Origin of the sequence: Crateriforma conspicua (genome assembly GCF_007752935.1) — a bacterium.
Taxonomy (GTDB): domain Bacteria; phylum Planctomycetota; class Planctomycetia; order Pirellulales; family Pirellulaceae; genus Crateriforma; species Crateriforma conspicua.
This window is the reverse complement of record NZ_CP036319.1, coordinates 3,006,858-3,024,401: the sequence shown is the minus strand read 5'-3', so window position 1 is coordinate 3,024,401 and position 17,544 is coordinate 3,006,858. Positions and strand designations below refer to the sequence as shown.

14 protein-coding genes are annotated in these 17,544 nt (G+C 58.4%); 4 read left to right on the top strand and 10 right to left on the bottom strand.

Annotation, left to right across the window (positions count from 1 at the left end; genetic code table 11):
* Positions 1-12 precede the first annotated feature (12 nt).
* Positions 13-510, bottom strand: coding sequence for a hypothetical protein (locus Mal65_RS11460; protein ID WP_145297441.1), 498 nt, complete (start codon positions 508-510; stop codon positions 13-15).
* A gap of 151 nt (positions 511-661) precedes the next feature.
* On the opposite strand from Mal65_RS11460, the gene Mal65_RS11455 reads away from it, so the two are divergent.
* Both Mal65_RS11455 and Mal65_RS11450 read left to right on the top strand, forming a co-directional pair.
* Positions 662-1,531 carry an alpha/beta hydrolase gene (locus Mal65_RS11455; RefSeq protein ID WP_145297438.1) on the top strand — a complete coding sequence of 290 codons (870 nt, stop codon included), beginning with the start codon at positions 662-664 and terminating at the stop codon, positions 1,529-1,531.
* A gap of 592 nt (positions 1,532-2,123) precedes the next feature.
* Positions 2,124-3,266: a 6-phosphofructokinase gene (locus Mal65_RS11450; RefSeq protein ID WP_145297422.1), complete on the top strand. Its 1,143-nt coding sequence runs from the start codon at positions 2,124-2,126 to the stop codon at positions 3,264-3,266.
* A 378-nt stretch (positions 3,267-3,644) separates the two neighbouring features.
* Here the strand turns inward: Mal65_RS11450 and Mal65_RS11445 are convergent, their stop codons facing one another.
* Entirely contained in the window at positions 3,645-4,940 is a 1,296-nt protein-coding gene (locus tag Mal65_RS11445) for a BamB-related PQQ repeat family beta-propellar protein (protein WP_145297419.1), read from the bottom strand.
* Positions 4,941-5,172: 232 nt separating this feature from the next.
* Here Mal65_RS11445 and Mal65_RS11440 point away from each other — a divergent pair, with 232 nt between their 5' ends.
* Complete coding sequence (locus Mal65_RS11440; RefSeq protein WP_145297417.1) at positions 5,173-6,399, top strand: GNAT family N-acetyltransferase; 1,227 nt, start codon at positions 5,173-5,175, stop codon at positions 6,397-6,399.
* On the opposite strand, the gene rfbA is transcribed toward Mal65_RS11440, so the two are convergent.
* The 8 genes from rfbA to Mal65_RS11400 all read right to left on the bottom strand — a co-directional run bounded on the left by rfbA (position 6,396) and on the right by Mal65_RS11400 (position 15,635).
* Positions 6,396-7,382, bottom strand: a complete 987-nt coding sequence (rfbA, locus tag Mal65_RS11435) for a glucose-1-phosphate thymidylyltransferase RfbA (RefSeq protein ID WP_145297413.1) — start codon at positions 7,380-7,382, stop codon at positions 6,396-6,398. The genes Mal65_RS11440 and rfbA overlap by 4 nt on opposite strands.
* Positions 7,379-9,904, bottom strand: a complete 2,526-nt coding sequence (locus tag Mal65_RS11430) for a serine/threonine protein kinase (RefSeq protein WP_145297410.1) — start codon at positions 9,902-9,904, stop codon at positions 7,379-7,381. Before Mal65_RS11430 ends, rfbA begins: the two co-directional genes overlap by 4 nt.
* Entirely contained in the window at positions 9,904-10,521 is a 618-nt protein-coding gene (locus tag Mal65_RS11425; protein ID WP_145297407.1) for a sigma-70 family RNA polymerase sigma factor, read from the bottom strand. The genes Mal65_RS11430 and Mal65_RS11425 overlap by 1 nt, the downstream gene beginning before the upstream one ends.
* Positions 10,522-10,849: 328 nt before the next feature.
* Positions 10,850-11,767: a histone deacetylase family protein gene (locus Mal65_RS11420; protein WP_145297403.1), complete on the bottom strand. Its 918-nt coding sequence runs from the start codon at positions 11,765-11,767 to the stop codon at positions 10,850-10,852.
* A gap of 127 nt (positions 11,768-11,894) precedes the next feature.
* Positions 11,895-13,064, bottom strand: coding sequence for an acyltransferase family protein (locus tag Mal65_RS11415; protein ID WP_145297399.1), 1,170 nt, complete (start codon positions 13,062-13,064; stop codon positions 11,895-11,897).
* A gap of 348 nt (positions 13,065-13,412) precedes the next feature.
* Positions 13,413-13,988 carry a carboxypeptidase regulatory-like domain-containing protein gene (locus Mal65_RS11410; protein ID WP_174820160.1) on the bottom strand — a complete coding sequence of 192 codons (576 nt, stop codon included), beginning with the start codon at positions 13,986-13,988 and terminating at the stop codon, positions 13,413-13,415.
* Positions 13,985-14,416 carry a carboxypeptidase-like regulatory domain-containing protein gene (locus tag Mal65_RS11405; RefSeq protein ID WP_145297396.1) on the bottom strand — a complete coding sequence of 144 codons (432 nt, stop codon included), beginning with the start codon at positions 14,414-14,416 and terminating at the stop codon, positions 13,985-13,987. Before Mal65_RS11405 ends, Mal65_RS11410 begins: the two co-directional genes overlap by 4 nt.
* Before the next feature lie 154 nt (positions 14,417-14,570).
* Positions 14,571-15,635 carry a DUF1559 family PulG-like putative transporter gene (locus Mal65_RS11400; RefSeq protein WP_145297394.1) on the bottom strand — a complete coding sequence of 355 codons (1,065 nt, stop codon included), beginning with the start codon at positions 15,633-15,635 and terminating at the stop codon, positions 14,571-14,573.
* Between the two features lie 579 nt (positions 15,636-16,214).
* On the opposite strand from Mal65_RS11400, the gene Mal65_RS11395 reads away from it, so the two are divergent.
* Positions 16,215-17,456 (top strand): cofactor-independent phosphoglycerate mutase, encoded by a 1,242-nt coding sequence (locus tag Mal65_RS11395; protein WP_145297391.1) that lies wholly within the window; start codon positions 16,215-16,217, stop codon positions 17,454-17,456.
* The last annotated feature ends 88 nt before the right edge of the window (positions 17,457-17,544 follow it).

Genomic DNA, 17,544 nt, shown 5'->3' with positions numbered 1-17,544 from the left:
GGTCCGGCGACCCTAAGCCTTGCCGGGCCCGGAATTCAAATACCGATCCATCGGGATCGGCGGATAGCCGTCGTAAAAACGGCGGATCCATTGTGACGTCGACGGACCATCGCCCTGCGGTTCCCAGCCCAAACGCCGGAGCATCGGTGCGGTGATCGAGGCGTTGGAAACGTGGGCGACGATCACAAGAGCACCACGTGAACGTGCGACCCAGTTCAGTACGTGTCCGGCGCCCAGCACCGTCGATAGCTTCGCCCCACGTCCGGCCAACACAAAGTCCAGCGTCAACACGCCCGACATGCCGCGTGGGGAATGAAAGTCCAGATGGCAAACGTCGCCGTCGGGACGTGCAAATTTAGCCTGCCACCAAACTTGGGCAACCGAGACGGGAATCCAACCGTTTCGACGGGCGATGTGTTCCAAACGTCCGCTGCGCATCACGATCCGCCCGGCACGCCAGCACCGGATCAGAGACTCGTCGGCAATCGGATCAGTTGTTACTCTGTTCATCCTTATCGGGTCATCCTTATCGGGCACCACCCACGCGGCCGACAGCGGACGCCCGCGGGACGTGAATTTCGGACGACTGGATGGGGCCCCAGTACCGCCGAACCGCTTCATCGAACACTGATTCATTCCGCCCACCAAGGACGATGCCGGCATGTCGGCCATTGAAACCAACACGGCTGAATCATCAGTGCATCCGAAGCGTCGTCCGGTTTGGCGACGCATCACCGCCGTGGTCCTTGTTTCCTATGTTGTTGTGCTGACCGCGATGCTCATGCTGGAATCCTATCTTGTTTTTCCTGGTGCCAGTAAGCCCAACGATCTGAAAGACTGGCAGTCATCGCCAAGTTCCGCCACGCCATTTGAATATCCATCGACCGACGACGTGACGATCACGGGCCAGTTGGTCCGTCACGATGGCGGAGGATACATCATCTATTTTCACGGCAACGGCAACAAAGCCATTTGGAATCGCGGATTCATCCAGCGGTTGTCCGACGCAACATCGTGCACCGTTCTGGCCGCCGAATATCGCGGCTACAACGAAGACGGTCATCGTCCCAGTGAACGAAAGCTGGTCGATGATTCGCTGGCCGCGGTCGATGCAATGTGCGACGAATTCAACATCGCGCCCGATGACATCATCGTATATGGATCGTCACTCGGCGGTGGATGCGCCGCTGCGGTGGCCCAGCGTCGTCCGGTCGCCGGCGTCATTCTGGAACGATCGTTCGACCGCTTGGTCGATGTTGCCGCCGGTATGTATCCGTTTTTGCCGGTCCGTTGGCTGATGAAAACACGCTTTGATTCGGTCGCACGCCTAAAGGAATTTGACGGCCCGATCCTACAGCTTCACGGCGACAAAGACGGCATCGTTCCGATCAAACACGCGCGTAACTTGGAATCGGAATTGACCAGCACGCGGCGGCAATTCATCGAAGTCAAAGATTGGAATCACAACGACCCCGTCGATGACAACTTGTTGCACCGGATCGCCCTTTGGATCCAAAGCACTCGTCAATAGTCGCGTCATCGCTAACAGCAACCCAATGCAGAATCATCGCGTCTTGAAAGACGCCACCTGATCATGCATTCAGCCGCTCGGATGCCGACACGCGTCCGGTACAGGCGGGGCGGACGCGTATCGGCAATCAAACCGGTGCCAAGGCAGGGGGGGAAAGAAGTTGGAACACGGTTTAAATCGAGCAGAAATTAACGAAACGACAATACCGCGATGATGAACACGACCAGGTTAGGGAGGGCAGTTGGTCGCGAGCGTCTCGGATGTGGGGAAGCAGGGGAAACCGATGCGGCATCGTCGTCCCGTCACAGTTATTCTTGGCGACGTTTTGCCACAGGTGTCACCAAATGGATTCAAAACTTGCGGTACCCCACAACAGCCATTCAGTGCTGCCGAATTTGACGATTACGCGGCCCAACTTCACCTACTGCAGGCCCGAGCGTACACCCAAATGGGCGAGCCCATCTTTTAACATCCTCAGAATCGTTAAAACTGTGCGCCGGTGCGTGGACGACCGCAGGCACGATAGCGTGATTCCAGTTCACAACACGAAACAGGAAACACCGAAACGTTCGATCGGTAAAGGTTTTTGAAAATGCAAAACGAACAGGTCAGTATTCATCGCCCTCGCATCGGCGTGTTGACCTCCGGCGGCGACTGCCCGGGGCTGAACGCGGTACTACGTGCGGTCGCCAAGACGGCGTATTGGCAGGGCTATGAAGTCTTCGGGTTCGAAGACGGTTTCGAGGGGCTGATCGATCCGATCCGCTATCGCAAGCTGACGCCACAGAACACTCAAGGCATCTTGACCATGGGTGGAACAATTCTGGGCAGCACCAATCGTGGTCGCTTTGCGGCCCGCGTCGGTGTTTCCGGCCGCGCCGAGATCGCTCCCGAATTGATCAAGAAAGTCAGTGCCACCTTTGACGAATTGAAACTGGAAGGCCTGATTTGTGTCGGCGGCGATGGATCGTTATCGACCGCATTGCAGTTTCATGAAGCCGGTTTGCCGGTCGTGGGCGTCCCCAAAACGATCGACAACGATTTGTCATCCACCGCGTACACGTTCGGCTTCAACAGTGCCGTGCTGTGTTGTGCCGATGCGTTGGACCGCTTGCATACGACGGCGGCCAGCCACCGACGCGTGTTGGTTATGGAAGTCATGGGACGCCACACCGGTTGGATTGCCTTGCACGGTGGCATCGCCGGTGGTGCGGACGTGATCCTGCTGCCCGAGATCCCTTGGGAATACGACAACATCCTGGCCAAGATCGACGAACGCAAACAATTGGGGAAAGAGTTCACTTTGGTGGTCGTTGCCGAAGGGGCCAATTTGCCGGACGGATCGATGGTCGCGTCGGGTGAAGCCAGTGGCAACCTACAGACACGACTCGGCGGCATCGGCCACGTGGTCACCGACGAACTTAGTCGGCGTATCAAACAGGAAGTCCGCTGTGTCGTCTTGGGACACCTGCAACGTGGCGGCGGCCCGACGACGTTTGATCGCGTCCTGGCGACGATGTTCGGGACTCACGCGGTTCGCTTGGTGTTACAGAAAAAATTCGGCCAGATGGTCAGCTTTGACCCGCCCGACATCGTCAGCGTTCCGATCGCCGATGCGGTGGATTCGATCCGCACCGTCGACCCTAACGGTTCGGCCGTCATGTCGGCTCGCGCGCTCGGGATCAATTTCGGGGACACGCCCGGATATCAAAACCCGTTCCCGATTCCCGAATAACGAATACCCAGCAACGAAGTCAGAACGCGATCGCGGTGCGGTCGGCGCATAAAAAAAGACGGCGAGTCAACGCGTTGGACACGTGGACTCGCCGCCTTCACCAAAAAACGCAAAGTTACTGTCGTTCACATCGTCACATCACCCACCGTGACGTTGCATCGACAGCCCCTTTCGGTTGCGAAGCGTCGGGTCCTCCACATGGTTGACCCTCGCCAGCAAGATAGTCATTCGGCCATGTGTACCGACTGTCGGGATCGTAACTTTCATCCAGCGTCGATTCTGTTGACGCTTCGTCGACCGGTACCGACTGTGACGATTGTGCGGACGAAACAAGTTTTTCTGTATGTTACAGCGATGACACCATGACATGCACTGGTTTCAGTTTGCATCCGCATCGAAGCACAAAAGTTGATCACCGGCGCGAATCAGCAATCGTCCATCTGCGATCGCCGGCGTCGCGCCCACGGGCAACCCCAACTCTTTGGTCGAAAGCACCGACATTTCCTGATCCGCCGACATCACCGTGGCGACACCGTCCAAACTGATCACCAACCAACGGTCACCGGCCAAGATCGGCGAAGCACCATAATTGCCACCCAAACGTTGTCGTTTTTGCGTCTTTCCCGTCTTGGCGTCGATACAACTGGCGATCCCACGATCGTCGACGGCAAACATCAAGCCGTTGGAAATCACCGATGTCGGAACATAAGGTGCGCCGCTGGTCACACGATAAACTTCCCTGGCTTTTGCGTCGGGTCCCAAATCGCTTGATCCGGGTGACGGCAGTTCGACCGCAACCAATTGATTCCCGCCACCACCGCTGCCGCAGGTACCGATCGCCAGATTGCCGAACAACAAGGGGGAACTGCAGCAACGTTTGTCAAAAACATCGCTGTCGAACAACAATCGTCCGTCGGACGGATCCAGCCCAAAGATGCCGTTGCCCGTGTTGGCAGCAACCAACATCGTCGGACGTCCGTTGTCGTCACGTACGATCGCCGGAACGCCATAACTGGTGCGTGTCGACGCAAGTTCGGTTTCCCAGCGTGTTTCGCCGGTCGCTCGGTCGACGCTGATCATTCGACTTTGACCGGGTTGGTCACCCGGTTTTAACTGTTCCGCTTGTTGCGAATAAAACAACACGACTTGATCGCCGACGACCAACGGACTGGTCCCAAAACCGTGTTGACTTTGCCAGCGTCCAAAATCTCGCGTCCAAACTTCTTGTCCGTCATACCCCGTGGCGATCAACCAGGTGTGACGTCCGTCGCTGTACGCCCAGTAAAGATGGTCGTCGTCGGCCGCCGGAGTGGCCGACGCCAGCGTGTTCCTCAGGTGCAAGTGATAGACCTGTTGTGGCTTCGGCACCGACCAAACCAATTCGCCGTCGCTAAGGTTGCGACAATCCAGCGAAATCATCGCGGCCTGCGGATCGCTGCGAAGCAGATAGATACGGTCATTGACCACGATCGGCGATCCCACATCGCGGGACCCCAGCGTTTGTGCCCAGATCGGCTCCGTCGATTCACCCAACAATGGCAGTTGGCCTTCGGGTGCGATCCCCCGCGCATCGGGGCCATGAAACCCCGGCCAAGAATCGGCAAACACAGGCGATGTGGCCAATAATCCGACGGCAAACACCGCCCAGACGCGGCAACAGAATTTAACGGTCATATCGAAGTTTCCGGTGGGATGGTCGATGAAGTTTGCGATAGGTGAACAAGCGACTCGGCCGGTGTTTTTCGCGTGATGCGTCCCACCGGGGTGACCTAGCTTACCATTGCCCCGGCCCCATTTGTGTCTCTGATGCGGTCCATCTTGACCGGCAAAACGATCGGATTCCGGGCACTGATTCTGCGGCCCAAACGAACGCAATCGCCAACCGTCTGCCCCAATCGAATTCACGATGCCCGCGTCTTCCACCACGCCCACGTTTTCGACGCCCGCCAATTTCATCTTGCCGTTTCCCAGCGGCCCGGACGCCGACGCAATCGAAGGAAAGCTATCCGCTTGCTGGTGCGATCACTTCGACGGCTTGATGCACGATCGTGACGCTTGGGACCGCATGACTAACGGAACCCCGTTCGGTCAAACCTTGTGGTTGGCACCTTGGTGGGACCACTTGGCGGGCAATCGTCATTGCCGGACGCTGGTCGTTCGTGACGAAGCCGGGAAACTGTTCGGCGCGTTACCGCTGTACCATGACGACGCGTCGCCGCATTCGCTTCACAACATGGCCGACGGCAACACGTGTACCGACCACGTCTCCGTCCTGGCCGCCCCCGATCACACCGATGACGTGATCGATGCCATGGCCGGTTTCTTGGCCGACACGACAGCGGGACCTTCGTCGCGGTGGCATTCGATCCAAATCGACGGTGTCGTCGAAGGCGATCTGCGGATGGAATCCTTGCTACGTGCATTGGCCCGGCGCGGGGTGTCGGTGCATCGCGAATCAAGAATGAGTACTTGGTTCGTCGAATGTGCCGAATCGTTCGACGAATACCTGAAGAAGTTTTCACGCAAGCACCGTCACCATCACCGCAAACTGTTGCGTGACTTTGACCAAAGCGAAACGCTGCACGCGAGATTCGCCCAGAACATTGACGACGTGCGTTCGATCTTGGACGACCTGATTCGATTGCATCAAAACCGCTGGGTCGCCGCAGGTTTCCCCGGAAGCTTTGCCGATGCGACGTCGCGACGTTTCATTCATCGCGTGGCCGAACTTGCACTGCACCAAGATCGCTTGTCACTGTTGGCGTTGTGCCAAGATGACCAAACCATCGCCGCGTCGCTTTCGCTGATCGGCGACGACGAAAGAGCGTATTGTTATTGCACCGGTGCGGATCTGAAACTGTCCAAGGTCCAGCCGGGTAAAACGCTGAACATGTTCATGCTGCGTCACGCCCACCAGCAAGGTTATCGTGGCGTGGATTTCATGCGTGGCGACGAACAGTACAAATCACGGCTGCACGGCCAACCGCGTCGCGTGATGGACGTCCGCTTGGAAGCCCCTGGAATGGCCGGTCGCTGGCGACACGTTTCACGCTTGGCACAGACGTCGGTGAAGCAGACCATTCGCAAAACGCTGAAACGGCCGACGGTCGACGTCATCCCGCTGGCCGACTAAGACGTTCCCAAAGTCCCTTCGTCGGCGATCCGGCGCAGGTATTGGCCGTACTGGCTGGATGCGAAGCGATCGGCCTGGCTTCGCAGTTTCGCGGCATCGATCCAGCCTTGTCGAAACGCGACTTCTTCCAGACAAGCGATCTTCAGCCCCGTGCGATGTTCGATCGTGGCGACGAAGCTGCCCGCTTCCCGCAAGCTGTCGTGCGTGCCCATGTCCAACCACGCCGTCCCACGGCCAATCGGTTCGACCGTCAAGTCACCCATTTGCAGGTACCGTCGGTTCAGATCCGTGATCTCCAATTCGCCGCGCGGTGATGGCTGTAGCTGCTCCGCCAATTCACTGACCCGATCATCGTAAAAATAGATCCCGGGAACGGCGAAGTCCGATTCGGGTCGATCGGGCTTTTCGGTCAAAGAAACCGCATTGCCCGATTCATCGAAACGTACGACACCATAGCGGGCCGGATCTTGGACGCGATAAGCGAACACCGATGCACCACGACAGCGACGCATCGCCGATTGCAAATGGCCGACCAGACCATCGCCATAAAACAGGTTGTCGCCCAAGATCAGACAACAACGATGCCCGGCCAAAAAATCCGATGCGATCTGTAATGATTGGGCAATCCCATCGGCCCGCGGTTGGACCGCGTAATCGATTTGAATTCCATACGCCGTTCCGTCACCCAACTGCCGCTGGAACAGCGGGCGTTGTTCCGGCTTACAAATCAGCAAGACGTCGCGAATCCCCGCCAACATCAGCGTCGACAGCGGATAATAGATCATCGGCTTGTCGTGGATCGGCATCAATTGCTTGCTGACCGCAACGGTCAGCGGAGCCAGTCGAGTCCCATCGCCACCGGCCAGCAAAACGCCCTTCCAGGAAGCCGAATCGCCTTGCCCAGACCCCGAATCGCAATTCGCTTTGGGCTGCCCGCCCGAGCGATGCCTGCCCGATGATTCAGGCTTTTCTCGATCGTTCATAGGTCGATCTGATCCGGCCGAAAATTGCCGCCGTCCAGAAACTCAGCCCCGTGAACTTGCCACCAGACGTCCGCGTTCTCACTGGTCCATGGATAAAAGACTCGCAATCGATCGATCGCTTCGGCCAATTCACTGACCGATTGGAAACGGCGTTCCAACGATTTTGACATGCTGCGTTCGACCAATTCACGCAGTTCCGGCGGCACCGATTCACCACGATGCGTACTCATGCGGATCGGTTTCTCGTTCAAGATCAATGCGAACATCGATTCGGGGTCACATTCCGCATACGGCGGATGCGCCGACAACAAGAAATAGGCGATGCAGCCGATCGCATAGATATCCGATCGCGGGTCGGCCGATTCGGGAGACCGAAAACGTTCGGGGGCCATGTACATCGGCGTGCCCGACCAGATCGTTTCGGACGTATTGAACACATCGCCGGTGGGGTCGACCGGTTTGGCCAGACCGAAATCAAACACCACCGCCCAATCACCGACCGCCGCGTCATGCGACAGGATCACGTTTTGAGGTTTCAAGTCACGGTGCAACAACCCTTTGCCGTGCGCTTCGCCGATGGCGTCACAGATTTGCCGCAAGATGAACAATGTTCGTCCGAACGTTTGATGGCCGCTGCGGGCGACGACTTCGTACAGCGTCAGCCCCTCCAGAAACTCCATCACACAGTAAGCTTCGCCGTCCGGACTGCTGCCGTAATCGTAAATCTTCACGCAGTGCGGGCTGGACAACGTGGCGGCCAACCGGGCCTCGCGATCGAAACGCTGTTGATCTTCACGACTGCGGCGATCGCCTCGTAAAACCTTCAGCGCCGTATCGCGGCCCAGCTGTCGATGCCTTGCCCGATAAACCACGCCCATGCCACCGCTGCCCAATTCGCCCAAGATCTCGTAACGACTTAGCGGGTGCAGCACGGCTTCGTTCAATGCCGACCGCCGCGCAATCAGACTGGCGGTAACCAACGCGGCGACCGTCAACAGTCCGCCCAGCGACAAAAAGCCGAATCGTACGATCCCCGCCGCGGCGAACGCTTTGTCCGCCGGCTCTTCCACCAAGATCGCCAGTTGCCATCGCGGCATCCAACGCCACGCACCGATCACATGATGTCCGGCATAGCTTTCGTAAGGCGTCATCCGCATGCCGGTCCGTCCCTTGGACGCTCGCGCCGCAGCATAAGTCAGCGGTTCGACCATGCGGGAAAAAGGATCATCGTCATCGGCCCGCAAGATCTCGCTGACACGCATCACCGCGCTGATCTCGTCGGGATCCACTTTTAAATCACCGCGTCGCGCCGCGGCCACCGCATAGGGGCTTTCCGAAACCATGATGCCGTCACGATTGACCGCGTAGACGTCGGTCCCGCTGACCCGAGCGGTTTCGCTGAAGACTTGGTTGAAGTCGTCGAACATCTCAAAACCGCGAACCAACAGCGCCGCGATGATCTTTCCGTTGTCATCACGGACCGGCACGATCGGTGCCATCACAGGCCGGTCGGTTTCCGGCACAAAGCCCTCGGTGGATTCCACCATCCGTTCGGGCCCATAGATGATCGACTGGCCACGAAACACTTTGGCCAGCCCATTGGCTTGGTCCTGAACAATCGGATTGCCCACGTCGGCGCGATCGGGCAACCAACTGGCCAACGTCATACCGGTGCGATCCCAGACGACGAACTTGATATCGTCGCGACCGGACAGATATTGCAGTTGCTGCATGATCGTGTCGATCTCCGGTGCAGACCTTAGTGAATCCACCGGATCGTCACCGCGGGCAATGCCAACCAACTTGACCACGCATTCGCGGACCTCTTCGGCGCGAGCCCATGATTCGACCAGTTGGACGCGGTTGTCCAAGAACCGCGCCGATGATCGCAACAGGCCGTCCGCCAGACCCTCCAGATCATTTTGGACTTCTTTGCGCAACAGCGATGCGACGTTGCGATACGTCAGCCAGCCGACCAAGCAGGTCGGGATGATCAACGCCAACAACAACCACCAGGAATTGCGACGTCGGGCTTTGCGAGTCTGGTGAACCCACAACACCGTGTTGGGCGGCGGCATTGTCCCGCCACCACTGCCGCGTTTGGTCCGGCGTCCTGATCCGTAACGCGGAACCGCTTGGGTACGTTGCGCCCCGACGCGAGTGATCTGTCCACGATCCGTATCGCTGCTGCCGGTTCGTGTTTTTGGCTTACCTCCGGCGACTTTGGCGGGCCCTCGTTTGGTTCCCTGGTCGTCGCTTGGCGGCAAAGACGGTGCGGGAAACGATGGCGTCGATTCGGCATCGCCGCCCGCCGCGGCCAACGACTGACTGAGGTCAATGCTTCGTTCACCCTCGGCGCGAGCCGAATCGATGTCGTGTTCGGCCAACAACGACATGACTTCCTGCACCAACGAGTCATCGCCGCCACAGTTCGACCGAACCCAGGCTTCTTGTTGGTCGGGCGGCAATTCGTCAGCCGCTAAAAACAGGTCGCGGACCCGAGCGTAACGATCGGCATCCATCAGGCATCGACTGGCGGGGTATCTTCCGTCGATGATCCGGCGGCATCCGCTTCATCTTCGGGCAAGCCTTGGCGAAGTTCACGGCGCATCCAAGCCCGCGCCATGGCCCATTCCTTTTCGATGGTGCGAAGCCCCAAATTCACTTCGGCAGCAATCTCACGCATCGTCAGCCCGCCAAAGAATCGCAGTTCAACGATCTTCGCCTGGCGTGGATTCAACTTTTCCAGCGTCTGTAACAAATCATCCAACGCCATCACGTCGTCATCGCGATGCAAATGAAACGTGACCTCGTCGGTCAACTCACGGCGCTGCCAATTGCCGCCGCGTTTGTTGGCGCGGGTCTTGCGTGCGTGATCCACCAAGATGCGCCGCATCACCGTGGCGCCGATGGCAAAAAAGTGCGTCTTTCCCTGCCAATTGACCCGCGACTGGTCCACCATCCGAACATAAGCCTGGTGCACCAGCGACGACGAACTCAGGCGATCACGAGCCGGCTCGTTCCGCAAAAATTTTCCGGCCAACCGACGCAAGTCGTCGTACATCAGCGAAAACAGACGATCAGTCTCGCTGCTTTCGCCCTCGCTGCTACGCGCTAATACGTCGGTGATCGAATCCATCGCCCTAGTTCTTTTCTGCCAGTAACCATTCAGGTCAGTTTGACGACGCGGGTCAGTCTGACGACGCTCCGAAGGATCCGCTTCCATTTTCATTGCGAAGCGATCTCGCCAAAGGGATCACGTCCGAATCAAAGACGGTCGGCCATCCATTTGCACAACCAATTTTTGATCAACTTCAATATAGATTAACAACTGACAAATGATCCTGGGCGGCGTAAACGCGTCCAAACAGAAATTTAACCGCACTCGTATGACGATTACCCGGCGTGGCAGAATGTCGCTGTGGTATCCGTTTTCGCCCCGCCAATGCCATCACTTGCTCGGAAAATCACACCGAGCTTCTGATCCGCGATGCCGCCGCCGACGCGATCCCGATCGTGCTAAAGTGGATGTCGACGATGTCGTCCACATCGGGGGCATAGCCGCCCGCCATTGCAATCGCCAACGGTATCGACCGGTCCGCACACCAATCGATCACCGTCTGGTCACGAACCGACAAATCGTGCTTGGTCAGCGATAGCCGCCCCAGTCGATCGCCCTCAAACGGATCCGCACCGGCCAGATAGATGGCCAGGTCGTAGGGCCCGTGATTTGCCAACGCATTCAAGGCATCGACCAGCGTTCGACAGTATTCAGGTCCCTTGGTCCCGTCGGGCAAATCGATGTCCAGATGACTGGGCATCTTTCTTAGCGGGAAATTTTTGACACCGTGAATCGACAACGTAAAAACGTCGTCGCGCCGGCCCAACAGACTGGCGGTCCCGTTGCCCTGATGCACGTCCAAATCGATGACGGCGGCACGACCAATTTTGCCTTCGGTTTGCAGCACGCGAATCGCGACGGCCGCGTCGTTGAAAACGCAATAGCCTTCGCCCGCGTCGGCAAAGGCGTGATGCGTGCCTCCGGCCAGGTTGGCGGCGATTCCGTCCTCCATCGCCGCCCGCGCCGCGGCAATCGTCGCTCCGGTGCTTCGCCTGGATCGCTCGACCATCTTCGGCGACCAGGGAAATCCGATTCTCCGAATCTCCGCGGGCGTCAAACTGCCCTCGCAAACGGCACGCACATAGCGGAGCGTGTGACACAGCAAAAGCTGTTGGTCGGTGGCCGCCGGCGGCACAATCAATGGGTCCTGAAGGTGCCGAGAACTCTCAGAAATTCGCCTTCGAAGCCGGCGGTACTTGTCCATCGGAAATCGATGTCCATCCGGCAGCGGCAATTCAAAATGATCGGTGTAGTACAGTCGCAAAGCAAAATGTTTCCCTGACAGTCATCCGCAGCCGATACCGGATCGAACCGGTGGTGCTACGTTTTAACATGTCCGGGGAAAGAGGTCCCGCCTGTCGCCCGGGATTCCAGCAGTTCAGGCAGCCGACTCAGGCAGCCAGTTCCGCACCGCCGCCACCGACGCGCTGCGGAGCTCGGTAACGCGTCCAGGCTTCGCGAAGCCGCCGAGTCATTGGCTGTTCCATCCGTGTCGTCACCAGGGTTCCCACGGCAAAGGCGAATAGCAACGTGACGCCCAAAGCGACTTGGCTGGGATACCCGCCGTGGTTCAATCGATAGATCAGTGCACACCCCAAATTGTTGTGGCACAGATACAGTGCGTAGGAAATGGTGCTGACAAACACGAACGGCTTCAAACGCAAGACTGGGATCTTGCCATAAGCCGCCATCGTCACCATCCCGATAATCAACAGCGTGGCCACCGGATTGTGCTTGCCGTGATCGATGCTGTGGAACACGAACATCGCCGCGGCAATCAAGGCGATGTTCTTCCACATCGCACCCACGCCGGTCTTGATCTGGTACAGCGTGAATCCGATGGCAAACAACGGCACAAAATCCAGCAACAGCAGATGTCGAATCGCACTGGCGGCCGCAAACCAACCCGCTCCTTCGTGGCCCGTCTTCAACCCATCCAACAGCGGACAAACCACCAGCGAAGCGACCAACAGGATGCCCCAACAACGGACATGGTTTCGCAGCGCACCGCTGGTGAACATGGCCACCAACAACAGATAGAACAACATCTCCACCTGCAGCGTCCACATCACCGGATCGATGCACTCGTATCCAAACACCCGCGGAATCAACGTCAGGTTGGCGAAGAACTGCCCCGTTGAAACGGTACTTTCATTCAGCGGGGGCAATGTCATGACGGCCAAGTTCGCGACAATCACGATCAAGAACATCGGCACGATTCGAATCAGACGAGCCGCAACAAAGTCGGCCGGCTGGCGACGCCGCATCAGCGACATGCTGTTGACGAAACCACTGAGAATAAAAAACATCGCCGTGCCATAGGCGCCAAACGGCCATTGCCACCCCAGCGGCTGGACATAGCCGAACTTCACGTCATAGACGTGCGTGAAGTGGAACATCACCAGATTGATCGCCGCAAAGGCCCGCAACGCGTCCAATTCGACGATACGTTTGTGCGGCTTCAGCGTCGCCGGCTTGTTTCCTCCGGCGGTGGCGTCGTCGCCTGAGGGCGAGGCGACATCGATCGGGCTGGCGGCCGAGGCAACAGCAGAAGATTCCATAGATACCGATTTCGACGAATGTGCGGGCGAATACGATTGGACCGTGGTGTCGCATCACACGATCCTTTCGGAACGTCCCGGATGAGCACACGTCGCGCAAGCCTAGTTGGCCCCTGGGCAACTTGACGCACCTCCCCGCCGACTTGTGGGAAAAACCGTCGCATCCCATTCGCTTTACAACGCTGTTGCGGAAAACACCGACCGTAACGCCCCGAACCGAGCCTCCGGAACAAAACCCAATCCTAAATGGCTGGATCGACATCGCCAACGCGTGCATTAAGGGGACGCGCGCGTCTTAAGGGGACGGGGGTCTTTTCCGACGCGGACCCCAAAAAGAGGCCTGACCCCTTATTGCACGGGCGGTTCTGGTTGGGGTTCGACTTGATCGGTAGATGACGGAGGAGTGTCGTTGGACGAGAGCACTTCTGTCGCGGGGGCCTGTGGATCGCCGGGGTTCAAGAATTCTTCCAAAGCCTCGTCCCCCGGAAGGTCGACGTTTTCCATCGGTGGCGGAGGAACCAGTTGCAATTCGAAGTGATTGGTGCCTTGCAGCACGCGGACTTCGTCGGGCCGCAGCGTCGCGTCGTCGGCGAAATCGGGCCGCTGGACCTTCAACATCTCTGCGGGACTGATGTCGGCCGGCAATTCACCAGGCGTCATCTCATAACGGATCGTGTGGGACCCGATGACCGCGCCGGGAACGTTGGCCAAATAGATCGCTTCGAAGTGGCCCCGTTCGTTGGTGAAGGCCAACGAAGGCCGACCGCCGGAGACGGGATGAAATTCCAACGCCAGGTTGGGGACCGGCTTGCCGTCGAAAAAAACGGTGCCGGTCACCAAACCCAGTGATGACGACGGCGGCGGTGTGCAACCGAGTGACAACAACAGCCCCAAGCCGAACAGGGATCGAATACTGAACTTCATCCGTTCACGAACTCGAAGTTGATTTCGTTGCTGCCGTCGACGATCTCGACTTCGCTGGGCTGCAGTTTCTTTTTCCCACCCATGTCGGGCTTCCGCGAAACGGGAATGAATTCGCCGCCGGAATCCGCGGGCATCTCCGGTGCAGGCCCGTGCACTTCGTATCGGATGGTGTGTTTACCGATCAGGACCCCTTCAGTGTCGGGAGTATAGATCGCGTTGTAACGCCCTTCGCTGTCGGTGACGGCCATCGATGGACGCCCGCCGTCGACGGGCACAAATTCGATCGAAACGCCTTCGACCGGTTTGCCGTCTTGGGTAACCAAGCCGGAGACTTCGCCGATCGGTGGCAGACTCGAACCGCAACCGGTAACCAGGGCCAATGTGCCGATGGCTGCCAAGCCCTTCATGGCTCGCGTGAACGCATTCATCAATTCGTTATCCTTTGGTCGAACAAGAAAGTTGGAGGTGTTGACTGGAAAGTGGTTCATGAAAAAGGGGCCGGCAACGACCGGTCAGGGCCGTGCCGGCGAGAGAGATCAGCCGCCCGCGATGCAGGCGAAGGCATCGGTTTTCTGCGAAGCCTTAGAATTCTTGGTTGTACGAATAGCGGTCGTTGCGGCCGTTCATGGCCATGAAGACGTCGTCGAAGTCGACACTGTCGGTGATGAATTGCACCGAGCCGTCACCCATCGTGAACATCGCACCGCCGGGGTGGTTGGATCGGAAACCGTTGTGCAACGTGTATCCGTATTGCTGGGTGTAGTTGCCCGAATAAATACTGTTGATGGGCCAACGCGGAACGGTGATGTTCGCGGTCCATCCCAACCACCCGTGAAAGGCGGGGCCGGCATTCCAAGCACCACCGGCGTGGCTGCTGGGTCGGCTGTCGGTGCGGTTGCCGTCGGCATGCACCATCTCGGCGGAGTGTTCGCCGATGGCGATCGTATTGCTGGTGCCGTCGATGATGCTGGCGAAACGGGTGTTACGGAACTTGGAGTTGTGGATTCCCAAAACGCCGGCGTCTTGCATCCATCCGTAACCAGTCCACACGTTGCGTGAACCGTCCGAACGAGCGCCCGGCGTATAGCCGGCATCGCCGGAACGCTTGCCCGGCGTGAAGTAGTAGCCGATGACGCCGACGTAATCGACCACCTGAGTCATGTAGACCTCCGGTGCACCCAAGGCTTGCGTTGGACCATTGGCAGTGTTTTCACGGAAGTTGGGCAAGTCATTGGACGGGCAATTCAATCCGGGAACGATCGCGTCGTCCAAGACTTCCCAGTTACGGTTCGCCCCGTCTTGGGTGCTGAAGTCGGTGTCGACAAACGTCAGCTTGTCATACAGCGATGACTGTTCGATCTGAGGCAGAATTTGCACCAGCCACGAGGCACCGCGATTGGGATTGCCGGATGCTTTGGCGCCCACGTTGGCGGGAAAGACTTTGAAGGCACTGTGATAGTTATGCAGTGCCAGGCCGAGTTGTTTCATGTTGTTGGAACACTGCATGCGACGCGCGGCTTCGCGTGCCCCTTGGACCGCCGGTAACAACAGGCCGACCAACACGCCGATGATCGCAATGACCACCAACAGTTCCACAAGCGTGAAGCCGAAGCTTCGAGAGAGACGTCGTTTGGTTGAAGGACACATTCCTTGAGTTTCCAAATACATGTTTGAGATAAAGTGTCGGAATGCCGTCGGCCGCGCCGGGCGTGGCTCGAGAGAGGCTTCGTTGATGCCGTTTCGCATCACGCAAGCAACAGGCCACAAAGATCGAGGAGGCGCCGCAAACGCCGAAGAGAAACCGGTCCAAACGGTCCTTAGGGGAAACAGGTGGACCAAAGCTGACCGGTGGGGCGTCCAGACAAGTTTACAAATTTTCGGAAATTTTCCGAAACTTCTGAACGAACGGCACGCACAGGAGGGGACGAAACACCCCACCAGGTGCAAATTTCTCGCACGCCCATGCTCAACATGAAGGCACCTGTGCCTATTTCATAGTCAGGTCACGAGCGATCGACAGGAAACACGAGCGGTCGGCCTTGCGGGTGGATCGCCGGGGCTGCCAAACGGCACAGCATCCCTGATCGATCAAGCCGAACAGCCTGGGACAACGCGGCGGATCACCGACATCCACCGCGTCAACCGTCCCCTTTCGGGCGGACTGATGCTGATTCACAATCGTCGGTTTTTCCGCCCGCTTTTCCCGACTGGGTCGATCGGCCGACGATGAAATATGTGATTGTGATTCCCGACGGGTGTGCCGATGAGCCGCAAGAGTCGCTGGACGGCCGCACTCCGCTCCAGGCCGCGAACCTGCCCGCCATGGATCGGCTGGCCGCCGAAGGAACCGTTGGCACCGCCAACAACACGCCGCCCGAATTTCCGGCCGGAAGCGAAGTCGCCAACCTGTGCCTGCTGGGCTATGACCCACACCAATACTTCACCGGTCGTGCGCCGCTGGAGGCGGCCGCCCAGGGGATCAAGCTGGACCAGCGTGATTGGGCGATCCGCTGCAACCTGGTCACGATCACCGACCAGACGATGATCGACTTCACCGCCGATCATGTGTCGACCGAGGAAGCCGACGCGTTGTTGAAATCGGCCCAGGAAGCGTTGCAGGGCCCGGCCGGTCGGGAAGCCTACGGTGACATCGTCGACGGTCTGAATTTCGTCACCGGCGTCAGCTATCGGAACTTGTTGATTTTCCGTGGCAGCGAAGCGATGCCGGCTCCGTTTTCGCCGGAAACCCGATCGACGGCTCCTCACGACCTGACCGACCTGCCGGTGACCGACGCGTTTCCTCGGGGGCCGGGCAGCGATCTGCTGGTGCGATTGATGAGCGATTCGGCGGACCTGTTTGCCGACCATCCGGTCAACGTTGCGCGGGTGGAAGCCGGTTTGAAACCCGTGACACATCTGTGGCTGTGGGGTCTGGGCGGGGCACCGGACTTGCCCACGTTTCAACAGCGATACGACGTCCGCGGTGCGATGATCACGGCGGTGGATTTGCTGCGGGGCATCGCGGCGCTGGCAGGATGGGATCGGATCGAAGTCGAAGGTGCGACGGGATACCTGGACACCGATTACGCCGGCAAGGGTGCCGCGGCGGTCCAAGCGTTGACCGACTATGACGTCGTCTGCGTCCACATCGAAGCCCCCGATGAAGCTTCGCACGAAGGCCGAGTGGAGGCCAAGATCGAAGCTTTGGAACACATCGATCAACACATCGTCGCGCCGCTGCATGACGCCCTGCGTGACCAGGGGCCTTACCGCATGCTGGTCTTGCCCGACCACCCGACGTTCTGTCGAACCAAGAAACACACCCATGGGGTCGTGCCGCTGGTGATCGCGGGCGAGGGGATCGACGCGGACGTCGCCAAAACCTTCGACGAAGTGGCCGCTGCCGAATCGGATCTATCTTTTCCCAAAGGTTGGGACATGATGGATCACTTCATGGGTCGGTCCTAAACCTGCCCGCCGGCCGCTCAAATCAACACCGACGCGATTCCCAATTCTGTCGGTAACGTTTTCAAGCCAAGTCATCTTCCGTCGCGAC